The organism is Streptomyces sp. NPDC020681 (assembly GCF_044334895.1).
GTDB lineage: Bacteria > Actinomycetota > Actinomycetes > Streptomycetales > Streptomycetaceae > Streptomyces.
The window spans coordinates 323,175-340,458 of record NZ_JBIRTX010000008.1 but is presented as its reverse complement, the minus strand read 5'-3'; the positions used below and the strand labels follow the sequence as shown (position 1 = coordinate 340,458).

At 69.3% G+C, this 17,284-nt stretch carries 18 protein-coding genes and 1 pseudogene; 6 read left to right on the top strand and 13 right to left on the bottom strand.

The window, feature by feature from the left end:
* Positions 1–88: 88 nt before the first annotated feature.
* The gene (locus ACH4YL_RS21660; protein ID WP_398509014.1) at positions 89–925 is read left to right on the top strand and encodes an adhesin; all 837 of its coding nucleotides are present in this window, start codon (positions 89–91) and stop codon (positions 923–925) included.
* A gap of 17 nt (positions 926–942) precedes the next feature.
* Here ACH4YL_RS21660 and ACH4YL_RS21655 read toward each other — a convergent pair whose 3' ends face one another.
* From ACH4YL_RS21655 to ACH4YL_RS21640, 4 genes are all read right to left on the bottom strand, one after another.
* Positions 943–1,254, bottom strand: coding sequence for a hypothetical protein (locus ACH4YL_RS21655; protein ID WP_398509013.1), 312 nt, complete (start codon positions 1,252–1,254; stop codon positions 943–945).
* A gap of 62 nt (positions 1,255–1,316) precedes the next feature.
* Positions 1,317–1,883, bottom strand: coding sequence for an NUDIX hydrolase (locus ACH4YL_RS21650; RefSeq protein ID WP_398509102.1), 567 nt, complete (start codon positions 1,881–1,883; stop codon positions 1,317–1,319).
* A gap of 130 nt (positions 1,884–2,013) precedes the next feature.
* Positions 2,014–2,886 carry a CAP domain-containing protein gene (locus tag ACH4YL_RS21645; protein WP_398509012.1) on the bottom strand — a complete coding sequence of 291 codons (873 nt, stop codon included), beginning with the start codon at positions 2,884–2,886 and terminating at the stop codon, positions 2,014–2,016.
* A gap of 251 nt (positions 2,887–3,137) precedes the next feature.
* Complete coding sequence (locus tag ACH4YL_RS21640; RefSeq protein ID WP_398509011.1) at positions 3,138–3,650, bottom strand: NUDIX domain-containing protein; 513 nt, start codon at positions 3,648–3,650, stop codon at positions 3,138–3,140.
* A gap of 237 nt (positions 3,651–3,887) precedes the next feature.
* Between ACH4YL_RS21640 and ACH4YL_RS21635 the strand changes: the two genes are divergently transcribed.
* Positions 3,888–4,901 carry an AraC family transcriptional regulator gene (locus ACH4YL_RS21635; RefSeq protein ID WP_398509010.1) on the top strand — a complete coding sequence of 338 codons (1,014 nt, stop codon included), beginning with the start codon at positions 3,888–3,890 and terminating at the stop codon, positions 4,899–4,901.
* Positions 4,902–5,149: 248 nt separating this feature from the next.
* Here the strand turns inward: ACH4YL_RS21635 and ACH4YL_RS21630 are convergent, their stop codons facing one another.
* Complete coding sequence (locus ACH4YL_RS21630) at positions 5,150–8,077, bottom strand: BTAD domain-containing putative transcriptional regulator (protein WP_398509009.1); 2,928 nt, start codon at positions 8,075–8,077, stop codon at positions 5,150–5,152.
* Positions 8,078–8,274: 197 nt separating this feature from the next.
* Here ACH4YL_RS21630 and ACH4YL_RS21625 point away from each other — a divergent pair, with 197 nt between their 5' ends.
* Complete coding sequence (locus ACH4YL_RS21625; RefSeq protein WP_398509008.1) at positions 8,275–8,652, top strand: hypothetical protein; 378 nt, start codon at positions 8,275–8,277, stop codon at positions 8,650–8,652.
* Between the two features lie 65 nt (positions 8,653–8,717).
* Here the strand turns inward: ACH4YL_RS21625 and ACH4YL_RS21620 are convergent, their stop codons facing one another.
* Positions 8,718–9,260 carry a DUF1707 domain-containing protein gene (locus tag ACH4YL_RS21620; RefSeq protein ID WP_398509007.1) on the bottom strand — a complete coding sequence of 181 codons (543 nt, stop codon included), beginning with the start codon at positions 9,258–9,260 and terminating at the stop codon, positions 8,718–8,720.
* Between the two features lie 234 nt (positions 9,261–9,494).
* Here ACH4YL_RS21620 and ACH4YL_RS21615 point away from each other — a divergent pair, with 234 nt between their 5' ends.
* Positions 9,495–9,968, top strand: coding sequence for a carboxymuconolactone decarboxylase family protein (locus ACH4YL_RS21615; protein ID WP_398509006.1), 474 nt, complete (start codon positions 9,495–9,497; stop codon positions 9,966–9,968).
* A gap of 128 nt (positions 9,969–10,096) precedes the next feature.
* Here the strand turns inward: ACH4YL_RS21615 and ACH4YL_RS21610 are convergent, their stop codons facing one another.
* On the bottom strand, positions 10,097–10,480 hold the full coding sequence (locus ACH4YL_RS21610; RefSeq protein ID WP_398509005.1) for a hypothetical protein: 384 nt from the start codon (positions 10,478–10,480) through the stop codon (positions 10,097–10,099).
* 29 nt (positions 10,481–10,509) lie between these two features.
* Entirely contained in the window at positions 10,510–10,968 is a 459-nt protein-coding gene (locus tag ACH4YL_RS21605; RefSeq protein WP_398509004.1) for a TNT domain-containing protein, read from the bottom strand.
* 1,039 nt (positions 10,969–12,007) lie between these two features.
* Between ACH4YL_RS21605 and ACH4YL_RS21600 the strand changes: the two genes are divergently transcribed.
* Positions 12,008–12,652 carry a DNA alkylation repair protein gene (locus ACH4YL_RS21600; RefSeq protein ID WP_398509101.1) on the top strand — a complete coding sequence of 215 codons (645 nt, stop codon included), beginning with the start codon at positions 12,008–12,010 and terminating at the stop codon, positions 12,650–12,652.
* A 303-nt stretch (positions 12,653–12,955) separates the two neighbouring features.
* Here the strand turns inward: ACH4YL_RS21600 and ACH4YL_RS21595 are convergent, their stop codons facing one another.
* The 4 genes and pseudogenes from ACH4YL_RS21595 to ACH4YL_RS21580 all read right to left on the bottom strand — a co-directional run bounded on the left by ACH4YL_RS21595 (position 12,956) and on the right by ACH4YL_RS21580 (position 15,679).
* Positions 12,956–13,702: a DUF6069 family protein gene (locus ACH4YL_RS21595; protein WP_398509003.1), complete on the bottom strand. Its 747-nt coding sequence runs from the start codon at positions 13,700–13,702 to the stop codon at positions 12,956–12,958.
* Between the two features lie 5 nt (positions 13,703–13,707).
* Positions 13,708–14,706 carry an RNA polymerase subunit sigma-70 gene (locus ACH4YL_RS21590; protein ID WP_398509002.1) on the bottom strand — a complete coding sequence of 333 codons (999 nt, stop codon included), beginning with the start codon at positions 14,704–14,706 and terminating at the stop codon, positions 13,708–13,710.
* 97 nt (positions 14,707–14,803) lie between these two features.
* Positions 14,804–15,190 (bottom strand): annotated as a pseudogene (locus ACH4YL_RS21585) (transposase family protein); the annotation flags it as partial.
* Positions 15,191–15,214: 24 nt separating this feature from the next.
* On the bottom strand, positions 15,215–15,679 hold the full coding sequence (locus tag ACH4YL_RS21580; protein ID WP_398509001.1) for a class I SAM-dependent methyltransferase: 465 nt from the start codon (positions 15,677–15,679) through the stop codon (positions 15,215–15,217).
* A gap of 140 nt (positions 15,680–15,819) precedes the next feature.
* On the opposite strand from ACH4YL_RS21580, the gene ACH4YL_RS21575 reads away from it, so the two are divergent.
* Complete coding sequence (locus ACH4YL_RS21575) at positions 15,820–16,413, top strand: flavoprotein (RefSeq protein WP_398509000.1); 594 nt, start codon at positions 15,820–15,822, stop codon at positions 16,411–16,413.
* A 103-nt stretch (positions 16,414–16,516) separates the two neighbouring features.
* On the opposite strand, the gene ACH4YL_RS21570 is transcribed toward ACH4YL_RS21575, so the two are convergent.
* Positions 16,517–17,284 (bottom strand): GTP cyclohydrolase I FolE2, encoded by a 768-nt coding sequence (locus ACH4YL_RS21570; protein WP_398508999.1) that lies wholly within the window; start codon positions 17,282–17,284, stop codon positions 16,517–16,519.

The window sequence follows — 17,284 nt, the reverse complement described above, 5'->3', positions numbered from 1 at the left end:
GATGAGCTGCCCGAAATGCGGTAAATCCGGAGGTAACGGCGCAGTCGGCCGGCCTGCCCCGGGCCGTCGTCGCGGGGGCGGTGCGTGGGTGGCCCGCGAGACCCTCGCCGGACGTTTCTCGCTGCTCTCCCGTACGGGAAAGGTCCTGCTGGCAGGCGGAGTTGTGCTGACCCTGCTCGCGCTGGTGGTCTCGGTGACCACGCTGTCCTCGGGAGAGGCGTCGTCGAACGACGCGTCCGGGCCCGGTGACTCCGGTTTAGACCCAGGTGACCTCGGCGGCGCACCGCAGCGGATCGAGCCCTCGGGCCTGCCCGGCCGCTCGCCGTCCCCGTCCTTCTCTCCGTCCCCGTCACCGAGCGGCACCCAGGGCGCGAAGCAGCCGGGCGGCCCGCCGCCGGCCGCAAAGCGGCCCGCGTACTCGGCCTGGGCCGGGCCCGGTTGCGCCGGCGGCGGCCGCTACGAGGAACGCGGCCGCTTCAGCGACGGCGACGACGGCTGGTACACGAGGGACTCCGGCGGCCACGTGGGCGACGGCTGCGACGGCCGCTTCACCTCGATCCCGATGTCCGGCAGCAGGACCAAGGACAGCGGCGGCAGCGCGATGTGGTCGTGGTACGTGGGCAGCGGCTATGCGACCTGCTCGGTCGCGGTCGTCATTCCCGAGGGCGAACGGGACGACGACGTGGCGGGCGAGCCGACGGTGTACAGGGTGCTCGCCGACCCCGATGACGACGACAGCCTGATCAAGACCTTCGAGATCGACCAGACGAAGCTGCGCGGCCGCGGTCTGATCGTGCAGAAGATCCCGGTGCGCAACCAGCAGCTGACAGTGCAGTTGGTGGACCGCGGACAGGACTGGGGCAGCGACGGCTCGGAGGACGCGCACCACGCGGCGGCCCAGATGCGGGCGGACTGCGGAGCCTGAGTGCGGAGCCTGAGCCTTCAGTCCTCGCCGGGCGCCTGAGCCGCCACCCGTACGGCTTCGGCGCAGCCTTCGCACTCCAGCCGGTCCCACCGCGGCGCATGCCACGTGGTGGGCTCCTCCGCGGTGTGCACGGTCTGCTGCATGCCCGCGGCCGCCTGTCCGCACATCGTCCGGGCCTCGTCCCACTCCCTGCCGCCGGGATCGGGCCATGTGACGGCGTGTACGCGAACGGGCTGGCGGATGTCGTGACCACTGGGTCCGAAGTGGTCCTGTTCGTGTGATGCGTCCTGTATCGCTGTGGCGTACTTCGCTGTTGCGTACTGACTCATGCGCAGACCCTAGGCCCGAACTCCCGGTAACCGCAGGGTGTTCGCCACGGTCTGTTCGCGGCTCACGACGGCCCGCCGCCGGCCTCGTCCAGCAGCAGGTACAGCAGCCCGACGAGACTCCCGCTGCTCACGATCTCCCGCCGGTCGACCATCCCGCGGATCGCGGAAAGCGGGATCCACTCGATCCGGTCCGACTCGTTCACCTCGGTCGGCGGACCGGTGTACGTCGCCCCGTCGGCCCGGAAGACATGGTGCTCGGAGTCGGTGATCCCGTTCGCGGGCTGCGCGTACACCAGCGCCTTCATCCCCTCCACCCGCCAGCCGGTCTCCTCCTCGACCTCCCGGACGGCGGTCTGTTCGGGGCTCTCGCCGGCCTCGATGAGCCCCATGGGCAGCTCCCAGCCCCAGGTGTCGGTGATGAACCGGTGCCGCCACATCATGAGTACGCGCTTCCCGCGGTCGCCTCGGGACTCGGCCGGGGTGTCGACCACGGCGGCGACGGCGAGGTGCCGCATGCGTACAACGTGATGCTCGAAGCGGTGGCCGTCGGGCTGCTGGACGTCGGTGAGCCAGAGGTTGACCCAGGGGTTGCTGTAGATCTGCCGTTCGCCGTGGACGGTCCACTGCATTGCGCCCAACTCCCATTCACCGTGCATCGATTCGCTTCTCGCCGCTCGATGGGACAACGCGCGGGGAGGGGGTGAGGGGATGGGGCAAAGGGCTGGTTCGTGCTCCGTCCGAAAAGGCGAAGGGACTTGATCAGCGGCGGGTTCCGAAGTTCTGGGTCCACCAGGGGCCGCCGCTCCCGAAATCGACGCCCACGCCGATCTCCTTGAAGGCGCAGTTGAGGATGTTCGCCTTGTGGCCCGCGCTGTTCATCCAGGCCTTCATGACCGCGCCGGCGTCCCGCTGGCCCATGGCTATGTTCTCGCCGACGTTGGACCACGAGGCGTAGCCTGCGGCCTCGACGCGGGTGACCATCGTGGACCCGTCAGGGCCGGTGTGGGACATCACGCCGCTCTTCGCCATGACCGTGCTGTAGCGGTCGGCGGCCCTGGTGAGATTCGGGTTCTCCTTGACAGGTGAACAACCGGCGGCCGCACGCTCCTTGTTGACGAGCGCTATCACCTGCGCCTCGGTGCTGTCGGCGGGGGCGCCGGGCGCGGCGGTCGAACCGCCGGATCCACCGTTCGCCGGTGCGGAAGGCGCGGGAGCCGGCCGGGCGGTGGGCGTCTTGGTGGGGGTCGGCCGGGCCTTCGGCGGCTTCGGCGCGGATATCTTCTCCCGGAGCTTTTTGAGGTCCTCGAGCCTCTTGAGCTCCCGCAGCTTCTTGAGTTCGTCGAGGGTGGACTTCGGCAACGCCGTGGAGCTCACCCACTCCTTGCGCGGCGTACCGGCCTTCTTGGCCGCGGCGTCCGCCTTGCCGGCGACGACCTTGGCGGTGTTCGTTTTCGCGTGCCCCTTCGAGCCGCCCGGAATGATCCCGGCGGAGGCGGCACCCACCCCGACACACGCCGTGACAGTGACCGCGCTCAGGGCGAGAGCGACATTCCGCGTTCTTAACAGCCGCTTGGGACGGGCGTGCGAGCTCTGCTGCGGGTGGCGCTGCGTGTGGGGGGAACGGGAACTCATACGTACGACACCTCGAAGAAGCGATGGAACGTGGACGATCCCGGCAGGCGTGAAGGGTGCCCGCCGGGATCTGTGGGGGTGTCGTGAGCGTAAGTCTGTTCGGTGGCCGCAAGCAGGCCGAAGAAGGCTTCTTCAGACAGCGCTAAGGAAGGCATCAGGTTCCGATGAGGTTGTGTCCGCGGGCCCTTGCGTGGCCTACCTTCCCCGGAGGCGAAATGCGCTGATCGGGGCAATGAGCACCACGTGGCCGGTCAGTGCCAGACGCCGACGGACACCTCGGGCCCGCCGCGCAGGTACTCCCGGAGAGCGCCCGCCGTACCGGCCACGAACTCGCCAGGGACGGCCTCCGCGTCGGCCCAGCGGACCTGGGCGTGCTTGCGGGGCTCGCGGTTCTCGGGTTCGCCGGACCATTCGTGGACGGCGAAGACGACGGTGAGGAAGCCGTTGGGAGCCTCGACGCCCCAGGCTCCGTGGACGATGTGGGCGACCTTGAGCGCTTCCGGCTTGACGATCAGGCCGGTCTCTTCGCGGAGTTCCCGGACTGCGGTTTCGGTGATCGGTTCGCCGGGTTCGCTCTTGCCGGTCGGGAGGTCCCACATCCCCTGCCCGAACTTGGCCCGCTCGCCCCGCTGAATGAGCACGACGCGATTCTCGGCCTTGTCGTGCACGATGACGGCGGCGACCAGCAGGGTCATCGACTCGACGGCGGGCTCGAGGGCCTCGCGCCGGTCGTCGTTCTTCGGCTGAGCCACGGTGGTTTCCATGCTGTAGAGGGACCCCGCTGCGACTGGCGCGACGGGGTCCACTCACAATAAACCGCCCTGAACGTCCCCCGTGCTTCCAGGACGGTGTCCGCCCGACGCGCCTGTCCCGAAACCGCTCAGGGAATCGGCGGCACCTTGACTGCGGACAATGCACGACGCTACTAACGGTTCCATCGGTCGGCTACTCGCCGAACGCGGCTCTCGGCCGGAAAACGCGGAGATGAGGGGACATTCCTGATGGCACAGCTCAGCGCCGTCCCCGGTGACCTGAGCAAGCTGACAACCCTCGTGCACAGCAACGATCTCGAGGAGACCCGGGAGATCATCAGCCACGCATACAGCCCGTACCAGCTGGACTGCCTGGGCGACTCCCGGGAGTTCTCCGCCTGGTACGCCGAGAGTGGCTTTCCCGGGATCACTGTCTCCGGTCTGTCGTACGGATCCCCGCGCCTCGACGCGGAGACCCTGATCAAGCCGCAGCCGCTCGACAGCTATCTGCTGGTCTGCGAGGTCATTCACGGCCGGGTGACGGTGACCTCCCCGGGCCGGGAGGTGTGCTGCGTCGGTCCCGGCGAGACCTATGTCCTGGACCCGTACCGCAGCTTCCAGGTGCACTGGTCGCCCGGCGCGCGGATGATGACCGTACGGCTCGCCCGCGAGACTGTGGAGCGGGCCGCGGCCGACGCGCTCGGCCTGGACGACCCGGTACGCGCCCGGTTCGCGCTGGGCGGGGCCATCTCGCCCCAGGCCGCCCTGACTTGGGCAGGTATCTCCGCGGCCGTGCGACGCGAGGTGCTCGGCGAGGGCATCGCCGGCACCAACCCGCTTGTCTCCACCCATCTGACGCAGACGACGGCCGCCCTGCTCGTCCAGACCCAGCGGCTGATCACAAACGGCGTGGACCCGCAGCGCACCGGCATCGTCTCCCACGCCGCGGTGCGCCGCGTGATGGCCCTGGTCGAGGAACGGGCCGAGCAGCCGCACACCCTCACCGACCTGGCCGCGGCGGCCCGGGTCAGCCCACGCGCCCTCCAGGAGGCGTTCCGCCGGCACCTGGACACCACACCGCTCGGCTACCTCCGCGAGGTCCGCCTCAAGCGGGCGCACCAGGACTTGGTCGCCGCCGGACGGGACGGCTCGGCCACGGTCTCCGACGTCGCGTACCGCTGGGGGTTCTCCAACCTGGGGCGGTTCGCCGCGTACTACCGGGAGCGGTACGGCCATCCGCCCTCGAAGACCCTGAGCGTCTGACCGGCCCGCGCACTCTCGGCGCAGGGACGAGAACCGGTCAACGCCTACCGGGCCTAGGGGGTGTCTTTCGGATCTTGCCGGGCTCGCGTGCCCTGGCACGGCACGCCCCCGTAGCCCTTCGGGCACGGGAGGTACCCCCACGCCGCGTTGCGTCAGTCGCCGACGCTCCGCGTCGGCTCCTTCCTCCGCCTTGCGATGCACCATCCCAGACCCCGCTCGCTGATCCGGCCTGATCCAAAAGACACCCCCTAGCGGTCTTTGAGCCCTTTGCCCGCCCGTGCGCGGTCGGTGCGCCGCGCACGTGCGTCGTGCACGTGGAGCACGGTCTCGAACTGCTCGCGCGCCTCGCGGACGCGGCCTGTCGCCAAGTAGGCGTGGCCCAGACGGCTGCGGATGTCCATCTCCAGCCAGTGGTAGCTGGGGTCGGTGATCGGGGACAGCAACTGGTGCTGGAGAAGGGCCTGGTGATGGAGAGCCACGGCCGCGTTCAGGTTTCCCTCGCCCCGCTCCGCCGTGCCCAGCCGGGTCAGACTGCGCGCGCAGAGGAAGACGTCCCCGACCTGCTCACCCAGTTCGACCGCCTGACGGAACCGGCTCTTGGCCTCACCGTAGTGGCCGAGGCGGAGGTGGACGTCGGCGGCGCAGGTCAAGGTCCTGCCCAGTACGCGCGGTCTGCCGTCCGTCTCGGCGTGCGTGTGGGCGTCGGCAAAGCAGGCCAGCGCCTCCTCGTTCCGTCGCCGGAATTGGTGGGCAAGGCCGAGGGTGACGAGTGATATCGAGGCGATCCAGTCGTTGCTCAGCTGCCGGGCCAGGTCCACCGCCGCAGTGAGATGGCGAATCGCCCGGTCGTCCTCGCCCACACTCAGGTCGACAGCCCCCAGCGCGGCGAGAGCCCGGGCCTCTTCGAACGGGTCGGTGCGGCGTCGGCTGAGGTCCAGTGCCTCGGTGAGGCAGGTGCGGGCCTGCCGGTACCGGCGTTGGTATACGCCGGTGTAGCCCAAGCAGTTCCGCAGTGCGAGGGCCATCCGCCGGTCGGTGGCCTCGTCCACGTGCGCGAGTGCGATCTCAAGGGCCGTCTGGCACTCGTGGTAGCGGCCCTGGCGTACGAAGTAGTCGACCAACGCCTCGGCGATCCAGCAGGCATAGTCGGCCTCGCCGAGGGCCGCGGCGTGTCCGACGACATCGGCGAGCTCTCCACCGGCCGCGTCCAGCCAGGTCTCCGCGTCCTGCCAATGTGTGAACGGTGCGTCGGCGGGCTCAGGTCCGGTGGGGAAACCGGCAGCGCCGAAGTCACTGGTGATCCGGGCGGCGTCCAGATAGAGGCGGAGCGCGGCCGTGCGCGCCACGGCGGCTTCGGCGGGCGCGGTTTCCGCGAGGCGCCGCGCGTGCACGCGAACCAGGTCGTGCAACCGGTAGCGGCCCGGCCGCGGCTCCTGCAGCAGGCTCGTGTCGACCAGGCTCTCCAGAATCCGCTCGGTGTCGCGGGACGGCCGGTCGAGCATGGCCGCAGACGTCAGCACGTCGAACTCGACCGTCGGCGCCATGCCCAGTGCGCGGAAACCGCGCTGCTGCTCGGGCGCGAGCTGGTCGTACGACAGGCGGAAGGCCGCCTCCACACTCCGGTCCCCGACGCTCAGTTCACCGAGCCGGTGCTCATCGCCGGCCATGCGGCCCACCAGATACTCCACCGTCCAGGTGCCGCGGTTCTGCAGCCGCGACCCGGCGATGCGCAGCGCCAGCGGCAGCCCGTCGCAGAGCCCGACCAGTTGATGCGTCGCCTCCGGCTCCCGGCTCGCGCGCTCCTCTCCGATGATGTGCGTGAGCAGGGACACGGCGTCGCCGCTCTCCAGGGGCTCCAGGGTGACCCGTCGGTCGGCGTCCAGTTCGGCCAGCCGTCGTCGGCCGGCCACCAGCACCCTGCTTCCGCCTCCCGCGGGCAGCAGCGGCCGTATCTGGTCGGCGTCCAGAGCGTCGTCCAGCACGAGGAGCAGCCGTAGCGGGCTGGTGGTCGCGCGCCACACGGCGGTGAGTTCTTCGAGGTCGCTCGGCAACTCGCCCTTGGCCGCACCGAGCGATCGCAGCAGTCGCTGGAGCGCCCGCTCCGGCGACTGCCGCCGCTGTGTGCTGTGCGCGCGCAGGTCCACGAACAGGCAGCCGTCCGGGTAGTGGGTGCTGAGCTCACGGGCCGCGCGTACGACGAGCGCGGTCTTGCCGACCCCGGCCGTACCGTCCACCGTCACGATCGATACGGACCCGGGCGCGGAGGGCGAGATCAGCTGGGCCAGCTCGGCCTCCCGCCCGATCAAGTGCCCGGCGTCGCCCGGCAGTTCATTCACGGTGCGGCGGCGCCGGGGCTGCGGAGGAGGAGCGGCGGAGCGCGCCGTGGCAGGACCGAGGATGCGTTCGTCGTCCCGGCGCAGCACCGCTTCATGTACGCGGTGGAGTTCGTCGCCGGGATCGACCCCGAGTTCGTCGCGCAGGCGCTCGCGCATGTCCTGGTAGACGTTCAGCGCCTCCGCCTGACGCTCGCTGCCGTACAGGGCGCGCATGCGCAAAGCGGCCAGCGACTCGTCGTACGGACTGGACACCGACAGGGCGGCGAGGTCGTCCAGGGCATCGGCGTACCGGCCGAGCAGAACCAAGCACTCCAGCCGTTCCGTTCGAACCGTGCGCAGCCGCTCCAGCAGCCGTTGCCGCTCGACATCGGCGAACGGTCCCGGCAGCCCGGCCAGCGGCTCGCCGACGAACAGGGCGAGCGCCTGCGACAACCGGTCCATCGCGGCGGCCGGATCGCCGGACGCCTTCGCGCGCTGCGCGGCCTCGACGTGCTCGGTCAGATCCGCCACATCGAGCTGGGCACCGTCGGCGACGAGGCGGTACCCGCCCCGTTCGCCGCGGATCACCGAATCCGCCGGTCCGGTGCTCTCCGCGTCGAGGATCTCCCGTAACTGGTAGACGTAGCTGGGCAGTACCTTGCGGCCGGAGTTCGGCGGCTCGGCTCCCCAGACCCCGTCGAGCAACTGATCGTGACTCACCAGGAAGCCAGGACGCAGCGCCAGCGCGGCCAGTACGGCCTGCCGCCGGACGGGCCCGAGGTCCAGCGGCGTACTTCCCCGCCACGCCCGCACCGGCCCGAGCACCGCGAGCCGGAGCCGTCGACGAGATCCTGCGCCCACCCCGAAGCCTCCGCCCCGCCCCGCGCCCCGCGCATCATCAGAATTTCATTGGCATTGCAGCGCCTGACGCCATGGTTTGCAAGTGCCCATCGCAACCCCGCGGACAACCGCGGGGAAGCACCGGAGGGCGCGCTGTGCGGGGCGGCGGCCATTGCGAGGGGAACGGCCGCCGCCCCTCCGGAGGAAGGAGCAGGAACTTGGCCGTCATCGACAGGTCTCTCACGAGGTTGCTGAAACAGCGGATGCTCTTCCTCAGCCCGGACCGGACCGATGCCGCGGACGCGGACGTCGTGTACGTATGCGTGGACGACGGGCTCCCCGGCGGGTTTCCGGTCGGCCGCGTCATCCTCTCCGACACGGGAACCTGGTCCGCGTACGCCCGGGTCCGCCCAGGCCGCGTCTTCGCCAACGACCGAGTGTCCGCAGGGCTGTTGAGCCTCGACGAGGCGGTACGCGCCGTTGTCGACCACGCTCGCTACGGGGACGTCGTGTCCGCGCTGGAGCAGGAAGCCGACTGTGTCACCACGTACCGCGAGCGGGGCGGTACGTACGGCGGGCAGGGCGGCACGGGCTGACCGAGGCGGGGCTGGCGGCGGTGGCTCGACGTGCCGGACAGGCGGTCGTGGTGCCGGACGGGGCCTCAACGCCTCGCGTGGCGGATCTTCAACCGTCCGTACCCCATGGCCCCGGAGATCCGGATCCTCGGCCCGCCGGGTCGGGAGGGCCGCCGGGTCTTGTAGCGCAAGTCCTTCCACCCGGTGTGCAGGTCGTCGACGTCGACGACCGCGTCGCGAGGCACCGTGATCGTGGCCCTGCCGGTGCCGAGCTGCAACTCGATGTCGACCACCGGATGCTCGATGACCGCGCGGGACAGGTCCAGGTGAACCCTTCCGAATGCGGACTCGACCTTGAGGAACCGAGGTACCGGCCATGCACCGCGGCGCAGGATCCGTCCGCTGACGGCGCCGATCGTGGACGTGGTGCCCGGATTCTCCTCCGGGAGCGAGGTCAGAGCCGACACGATCTCGCTGTGGGTCGTGGCGGTGAGCACCTGGTGGAGGTGTTCGTCCATCTCCTCGTACGAGATGTGACCTTCGGAGTACGCCTCCTGCAGGCGTTGCACGGCCGTGTCGCGGTCGTCCTCGCTGACGCGTGATGGCCGGTCTTCTGGCGGAGAGGTCACCGTTTCACTCTAGTTGCCGTGCCGGCGACGCGAAGGCGCCGAGGCGCCGGGGCCCGTAGCGGCAAGGCATCGCGGGCGTCCCGGCGTCCCGGCGTCCCGGCGAACCTGTGCGGTCAACGCGTGGACCGCGCCTCGGGGCGACAGGGAGACGGGCGTCACATCCGTCCATGTCACAGCGGGACGAGCTGTTCCGTCCAAGAGGTGTATCCACCAACAACGACACAGGAGCGCACCATGGAAGCTCGGTTGAACCTCATGGCCAGCCCGGTCGCAGCAAAGTTCGGGAAGCAGCTCGTCGCTGCGGGCCGGGTGCTCGCGGACTCGACGCTGCCGGCCACGACGCAGGAGCTGGTCAAGCTCCGCGCCAGCCAGATCAACGGCTGCGGTTTCTGCACCGACATGCACACCAAGGACGCCGCCCACGCCGGGGAGACCTCACTGCGCCTCAACCTGGTCGCGGCCTGGCGGGAGGCCAAGGTGTTCACCGACGCCGAACGCGCCGCGCTGGAGCTGACGGAGCAGGGCACCCGCATCGCCGACGCGGCCGGTGGCGTCACGGACGAGGCCTGGGCGAACGCCGCCAAGCACTACGACGAGGACCAGCTCGCGGCCCTGGTGTGCACCATCGCGCTCATCAACACCTTCAACCGCGGAAACGTCATCGTCCAGCAGCCGGCCGGCGACTACCGGCCGGGCCAGTTCCACTGACGGGACGGCCGTGGCCGCCGGCCGAGACACCGCAGTGGCTCCGCGACGCCGGTCCGCGTGACGAGGGCCGCAGCCATGAACGGGCTGCGGCCCTCGTCGTGCGGTCAGCGGCCTTGATCACCTCGGGCTTACTGTCCGGTATCGCCCTTCGGCGGCTCTCGGGCGGCATCAAGCGCCCGCGCCAACTGCTCGCGGGCACGGCGCTGAATGCCCTCGCTGTCGTGCAGCAACTCCTCGGTCTCCTCGGGCGTGAGCGGCGAGATGGGTGGGCCCCTGTCGGTCAGCTTGGCATAGAGGCTGCGGCACGCCTGGTCCTCGTCGGGGAAGCGCTCCAGCACGGTGCGCACGCCTCGCTGCTGAACGCCCACCACCCACTCACCCGCTTGTTTCTCCAGGTAGAGACGGTCCTCAGGTCGGGGGACGCCAGGAGGGCCGGGGTAGTCGGCGATCTCGTACAGCCCTGCCGGGACCCCTGCCGCGCTCAGTGCCTCGCACAGCTGGTGACGGTCCATGTACCAATCCTGCCCGTGGCCCTTCAGCTTCAGTTCGCCCGTACCAGCTTGCCGCTGTCCACCAGGTCGAACACCGTCGCGCCGGTCTTCACGTTCGGGCAGTACCGAGTCTGGTTGACAACGACCGAGGTGACGTACTGCACGCCCAGGCCAGGTTGCTCGAACGCCGGGGCGACGGGCCCGGTGCACACGACGATTTCCTCCTTCACCCGGTACAGGTGGTAGTCGTAGGGGTACCGCGGGTCCTGGGTGTTGAGCCCGGACGGCGGAATCGAGCGTTCACCGTACTTGGCACCGGCCGGTGCGAGGTACCTGCCGAACTCGTTGCCGAAGCGGTCCAGCAGCTGGCCGGGCTTGAGGGTGATCTCGGCCGCGATGACATTCCCATTGCTGTCATGGGCGAAGCCGTTGTCCGGAATCAGGGCGTACCTCCAGTCGCCCAGCTGGGAGTTGGCGTTCGGGTTCCACCATTTGTTGAGGAACTCCACCGGGGTGAGCGTGCCGAACCGCTCGTAGCCGCGGAGGATGTTGCCGAGGACCCCGGTGCGCGGCAGCTTGGCCGGGCCGAACCGCCAGTCGTTGCACTCGAATTCCGTGTTCGCGTAGGGGTAGGGCGACGGAACCAGCCCCAGGCACTCCGGCTTCTTGCCGTCTGTTCCGGGTCGGCTGTCTGTTCCGGGTCGGCTGTCGGTTCCGGGTCGGCTGTCTGTTCCGGGTCGGCTGTCTGTTCCGGGCGGGCTGTCGGTTCCGGGTCGGCTGTCGGTTCCGGGCGGGCTGTCGGTTCCGGGTCGGCTGTCGGTTCCGGGCGGGCTGTCTGTTCCGGGTCGGCTGTCGGTTCCGGGCGGGCTGTCTGTTCCGGGTCGGCTGTCGGTTCCGGGTCGGCTGTCGGTTCCGGGCCGGCCGTCCGCTCCGGGCCAGCTGCCCTGTTGCTGCTGCCCGCCCTCCGCTGCTGCCTGCTTATGCGGCGGCGGCTTGGGGCCATCCTCCCCTGTCAGCGGGCGAAGTGCGGTGGACGTCCCCGCGTCCATGGCAGCGGACGGGGGAGCACTGAGCAGAAGTGAACCGGCAAGGCCGGCCGTCGCGGCCACACCGGCACACCATCGACGGAGTATCACTGGTACCTCCAAGGGATCGAGTCCACAGGGCGTCAGGAGCGCCCCGACCCCCATCTCAGAAGCCCCCTCGGGGTGCAGCAACACGGGCGAGCCGAACGGGCGCACGTGCCACTCGTTCGCCTCAGGCAGCGGGGGCCCGGGCGCCGTCTTGTCCGTGGCCGGTGTGCCGTTTGGCGCGGTAGATCGGTCGGGAGCGTTCACCGGGCTTGTACCAGCGCAAGGCCGCGATGGAGGAGCGGCGTTGGGAGCGGCCGCGGACCCTGAGTACGGGTGTGTGGCCGCGTCTTGCCCAGGTGCGGGAGCCGCGTGGACGAGAGGTGGCCGATCTCCGTCGTAGGCTGAATCCCGCACGTGATGGAGGGAGGCTGAGGTGGCCGAGACGACGCTGACCGAGACGACGGTGGCCGAGGTGATGGCCGAGCTGGCCGAACTGGAGGACCCGAAAGCGCGCGCGGTGAACGAGAAACACGGTGACGATCACGGTGTGAACCTCAGCAAGCTGCGCGCGCTCGCGAAGCGGCTGAAGACGCAGCAGGAACTCGCGCGCCGGCTCTGGGAGACGGACGACACCGCGGCGAGACTGCTGGCGATCCTGATCTGCCGCCCGAAAGGGTTCGAGCGTGACGAGTTGGACGCCATGCTGCGCGAGGCGCGCACGCCCAAGGTGCACGACTGGCTCGTGAGCTACGTGGTGAAGAAGAACCCGCACTCCGAGGAACTGCGCCTGGCCTGGTTCGCCGATCCGGATCCAGTGGTCGCGAGCGCCGGCTGGGCGCTGACCACCGAACGCGTGGCGAAGAAGCCCGAGGGCCTCGACCTCGCGGGACTGCTCGACGTCATCGAGGCGGAGATGAAAGACGCCCCGGATCGCCTGCAGTGGGCGATGAACCACTGCCTGGCTCAGATCGGGATCGAGCACGCCGAGCACCGCACCCGTGCAATGGACATCGGTGAGCGCCTGGAGGTGCTCAAGGACTACCCGACGTCCCCGGGCTGCACGTCTCCGTTCGCGCCCACCTGGATCACCGAGATGGTGCGCCGACAGCACGACAAGTAGGAAGGTCCGCGCTCACGCTCGTGGCGCTACTCCCTCAGATACTCCCTCAGGACGCGGCACCCGGTACGAACCGGCGGTGATGGGCCTCACGTCGCCTACGGCTGGAGAGCACGCCGGGCCGGCCCGAGTTAACGCTGGGTTCGGTGGCTGCGGCACATGAGCCCTGCTGGCAGCCGCCGCTTCCCGTGAGTCCCCGCTCCAGCCGGTGCGCCCCGACCGAAGCGGACGGCGTTTGGCCTTCATCCCGCAAGGTGCCCTGGAATGCGCACGCCCTTGCGCGCGCGTTGTCCCGTTGCGGGATCGTCAATCGGTCCGGGCGCGGAGGCTCCGCGCCAGGGTGGGGATCATCACCGACGCTGCGACGAGGTGTAGCCCGAGGAGGGCGGTGGTGGTGGCGGTGTTTGCCCCGGAGAGGAGGGGCGGGACCAACGAGATCGCGGTCAGCGACACTGCCGTCCACACGAATCGCTCGGCGGGGCGAGCGCTCCAACGAAGTAGCGCGACGGCAATGACGATGCCAACGACCGAGAAGAAGCCGGTCACCACGGCGAACCCGGACAACGGGATCGTCTCGCCACCATCGGGGACCTCGAAGTCGACGCCAACGGCCCGGGCAAGCGCAGCGGCGAGGGCGGTGGCCACCATCGCTACGAGCGTGGCAATGAAGCCGGTGCCGGCGAGCCCGCGGAGTCGGTGGGTGTGGCTGGTCCGGCCCGATGTCGGGACTGCGCCGACCCCGGCGTCATTCATGCTGTTCATGTCGTTCCTCCATCTCGGAAACTGACGTACGGGGTGTTTCGACTGGCATGTGACGGTCCTGGCCCTGGGGGTGACGATGCGCACCCTCGCCGTGCGACGGCCGGGGTTCCGCAGGGCGCGGACGCCGGTGCCGCGGAGCCAGAACCCGGCGTCGCGTCCGAGGACCGGCCCGGGCTCGCCGTCGCGCAGCTCCAGCTGCACCCGCCCGCGGGTGACGACGCCGAACGCGTCGCACCACTCCGCCGCGACCACCGCGACACGCGCGCCACCGCGCAGCGCGAGCGTCCACACCGGGACTACTCCGCGCCGTCCGCCGGCAGGCGCTCCGGCAGCCCGAGCCGCGGGAACTGGTCGTCGTGGAACGTGACGATCTCGGTGATCGCCCCGCCGGTAATGCGCAGGACGTCGATCGTCAGTGGCAGGTACGCGTTCTCGTGCTTCTGCCACAAGTAGAAGGCGACGGCGGGCTGCCGGTTCACGGAGGTGAGGACGCCGCGCAGGCCTTTCATGCCCACGAATCCATCCTCGACCCAGCTGTTCACCACCGCGTCGCGGCCGACGTACAGGCCCGGCGTGGGCGGCATCGAGCAGCGGACGTTGTCCCGCAGCATGGCAGCGAGCACGTCAACGTCCGTCGCCACGCTCGCCTCGGTAAAGCGGCGCACCAGCTCGCGCGTGCCTGCGTCCTCCTCGCCGCCGGTCCAGTCCTGCCGCTCGGCGGGCAGGTGCTCCCGCATGCCGGCACGGGCCCGCTGCAGCGCGCTGTTCACGGAGTTGACGGAGCCCCCGAGGAGCTCCGCGACTTCCTTCGCCGGCCAGCCGAGTACGTCCCGCAGGATCAGCACGGCCCGCGGGCGCGGCGCGAGGTGCTGGACCGCGACCAGATACGCCAGCTCGATCGTCTCCCGCGCGACGGCGACGGTCTCCGGCTCGTCCGCGTCGCCCGCGGGCAGCTCGTCGAGCAGCCGGTCCGGATAGGGCTGCAGCCACAGCACCTCGCCGCCGGTCGCAGGCTCCGGCCGGCGCTTGGCGAGCAGGTCAAGGCAGGCGTTGGTGGCGATCCGGTACAGCCAGGCCCGGAACGTCGACCGCCCCTCGAAGGTCTCCCGCCGCCGCCAGGCACGGAGGAACGTCTCCTGCACGGTGTCCTCGGCGTCCTCGAACGACCCGAGCATCCGGTAGCAGTGCACATGCAGCTCCCGCCGGTGCCGCTCCGCCAGCCCCGAGAACGCCGGCTCGTCGACCTCGCCCAGCCCGCTCACTCCCAGCTCCTCCAGCCGCGTGTCCGCACTCATCACGTCATCCTTCCGCCTCGTCGTGTCCCGTCGTAGGTGTGACGGGTGCGGGCGCGAAAACTCATCACCAGGGTCGGTCGGCACGGCTGAGCGTTTCTCATCCTTGGTAGGTCGGGTTTTCGACGTGGTGGAGAACGAGGCTGGCCTGCACCATTGCGGTCGTCCGGGAGGGGCTGCAGCGCAGCTTGGTCAGGATTTTGCAGGTCTTGAGGGTGGCGACGGCGCGTTCGCCGCGGCAGCGGATCCGGGCGTGGGCCTTGTTCACGGCCTTCTGCCGGCGCGAGAGCTTCGGCCGGTAGCGGTGCCGCTTGAACGGGATACGCACGGAACCGCCGGCGCTTTGATACGCCTTGTCCGCGAAGGTCATCACGTCAGCGTTGGTCAACGCGGCGATGATGCCGTGGGTTCGCGCAGCAGTCAGGTCGTGTGCCGAGCCGGGAAGTGCCGCCGACGCCCAGACGAGGCGTCCGGCTGCCCGGGCAACTTGCGAGCGATCCTGCCGTCAGAGCTATCCATCCACGGTGGAGCCTCGTCGGCGAAGGCGTGGCCGACCCGGCGGTCCAGGTCGACAGGGACACCGGAGATCACGATCGCGTCGAAGTCTGAATGGGACAGCACCGCCCGGCAGCAGCACTCGCCAGATTTCTTTCAGCAACTGCGCCGGGTCGGGCAGGCATTCCAGAAGGTTGGACGAGATCACCGCGTCCACGCTCGCCTCGGCAAGCGGCAGCTGCTCACGCAGATCCACAGAGGCCAACTCCACAATGCCTGAGTGGTGTTGCAGCCGCTCGCGCGCCGTGTCCAACGCCTCCTCAGAGCGGTCGAAACCCATGAGGTGCGCCCGCGGAAAGCGTCTCGCGAAGGCTGTCAAGGCCGGGCCAGCGCCACACCGCAGGTCAACCACCCGGCCCCGTTCCGGAGGCCCGGACAGTTCTATGAAACGGTCGTGCAGCGTCTCGTTGGTCTCCGGCACGAAGGCCTCCTTTCTCGTATCGCAGTGATACATGTACGCGTCAAATGCCAGACACCCTAGGCCGCTGTAATGCTCCCCGATCCGGAATTTGAGCAAGCGGCCCTGATGGCAAGATCAACGCCGACAGGGAGAGGTTTCGTATGCATCCAGTGGTGCATCTTGTGGGTTGTGGAACACGCCCTACCGAGGATCTCCCCGACTTCGCGTCCGCGCTGCGGGCGGCTGGATGGGATCCGTGCATCGTCCCCAGCCCGGTAGGGCGTCGGTTCCTGGACATTGACCGTGTCAAACAGTGCTCTGGGCAGGCGGTGCGCTGGGACTTCGACCCGGATGACCCGGTGGCCCTACCGCAGGCAGACGCGGTCGTTGTCGCACCGGCAACGTTCAACACGATCACCAAGCTCGCCGCGGGCATCGCTGACACTCTGGCCCTCGCGGTGACTGCCGAGGCTGTAGGGGCTCACGTTACCTCCGCAACGGCACCTCCCCCTTGTAGTCCTGCCGCGCTCCCCGTCCGCTCTCGCAGTTCCCGACGAGCAGTGGTGGATGGAAAGCCATGTCTGAAGGCCCGCCGGCGTCGGCACCGACGAAGCCACAGCGGGTTGGGCGCGGTGATGTGGCCACCGTCCAAAAACCAGCGGCGCGGCGGCGGCCACGGCAGAAGGGCCCTGGTGCAGTACGTGCAGTCGTACGTTGCCAGTTTCCTGCGGTCAAAGTTCCCCGTGGAGGCTTGAGCTCGCACCAGGAGGGGCCCGAAGCTGGCCCAACCCGAACGCGAGGTCCTGGGCTGGGCCAGTTACACGAGTAGCGATCAAGCTTCGAAAGTTGCTGCCGGTCTTATCCAGCGACGTATGCGACAGCATCGTGGCTATGGATGCTTTCGAGGTTGCGGATGCGCACCGAGTGGCGAAGGCCTCGATCCCGGCACGCAATGCTGACGTCGCGAGCCATGTCCTCGACGAATACAGGGTGGTCGTACGCCTGCATGGTGAGGACACGCTCGTCTGCGCGCTTGACCAAAGGCACTACAGGCGCCGAAGCGGAGGACGTCAACAACCGCACGGCGCTCTGGACCGGCAGGGGGTACGGGGTGTCTCCCTGGCCCGTCACGCTGAGTGTGATCCGGCTGCGCTGATTGTGCGCACCGTAGTCGGAGATTGCCTTCGAACATGGACAGAGGCTGGTGACCTCACTGGTCACTGCCGTTGCTACTGTCACGTCACCGTTGTCCCAGTGCCCTTCGATACGGACGTCGTGAACCTGTTTCGACTCACGGCCGCTGGCCGGCGCTACAACGGTCGTGCTGATAGGCATGGACACCGTCACAGTGACTGCGGGCGCATCCAGCAGATCCGCTCCGGCCTTGAGGACCTGCGGCAACTGCCGGGGGTCGAATCTCTGAAGGTGGTCGTGCGCGAGGGCGACCATGCGGCTCATGTGCGTGCCACGGCGGTCGTGTTGGAGCCGCACGGTGATTGCGATGTCCGCGATGCCGTCCTGACGGAGGTAACCGTCCTCGAAGTACACGGGATAGCGAAGGCCACTGATGCCGACCTGATCGAGCTCGATGCCGCGAGAGTCAGTCTCATTCTGAATGTCGTGCAT

Coding starts and splice junctions, on each gene's coding strand:
- ACH4YL_RS21655 (WP_398509013.1), bottom strand. CDS start 1,254: ATGAGTCAGTACGCAACAGCGAAGTACGCCACAGCGATACAGGACGCA.
- ACH4YL_RS21650 (WP_398509102.1), bottom strand. CDS start 1,883: ATGCAGTGGACCGTCCACGGCGAACGGCAGATCTACAGCAACCCCTGG.
- ACH4YL_RS21645 (WP_398509012.1), bottom strand. CDS start 2,886: ATGAGTTCCCGTTCCCCCCACACGCAGCGCCACCCGCAGCAGAGCTCG.
- ACH4YL_RS21640 (WP_398509011.1), bottom strand. CDS start 3,650: ATGGAAACCACCGTGGCTCAGCCGAAGAACGACGACCGGCGCGAGGCC.
- ACH4YL_RS21635 (WP_398509010.1), top strand. CDS start 3,888: ATGGCACAGCTCAGCGCCGTCCCCGGTGACCTGAGCAAGCTGACAACC.
- ACH4YL_RS21615 (WP_398509006.1), top strand. CDS start 9,495: ATGGAAGCTCGGTTGAACCTCATGGCCAGCCCGGTCGCAGCAAAGTTC.
- ACH4YL_RS21610 (WP_398509005.1), bottom strand. CDS start 10,480: ATGGACCGTCACCAGCTGTGCGAGGCACTGAGCGCGGCAGGGGTCCCG.
- ACH4YL_RS21600 (WP_398509101.1), top strand. CDS start 12,008: ATGGCCGAGCTGGCCGAACTGGAGGACCCGAAAGCGCGCGCGGTGAAC.
- ACH4YL_RS21590 (WP_398509002.1), bottom strand. CDS start 14,706: ATGAGTGCGGACACGCGGCTGGAGGAGCTGGGAGTGAGCGGGCTGGGC.
- ACH4YL_RS21575 (WP_398509000.1), top strand. CDS start 15,820: ATGCATCCAGTGGTGCATCTTGTGGGTTGTGGAACACGCCCTACCGAG.
- ACH4YL_RS21570 (WP_398508999.1), bottom strand. CDS start 17,284: ATGCACGACATTCAGAATGAGACTGACTCTCGCGGCATCGAGCTCGAT.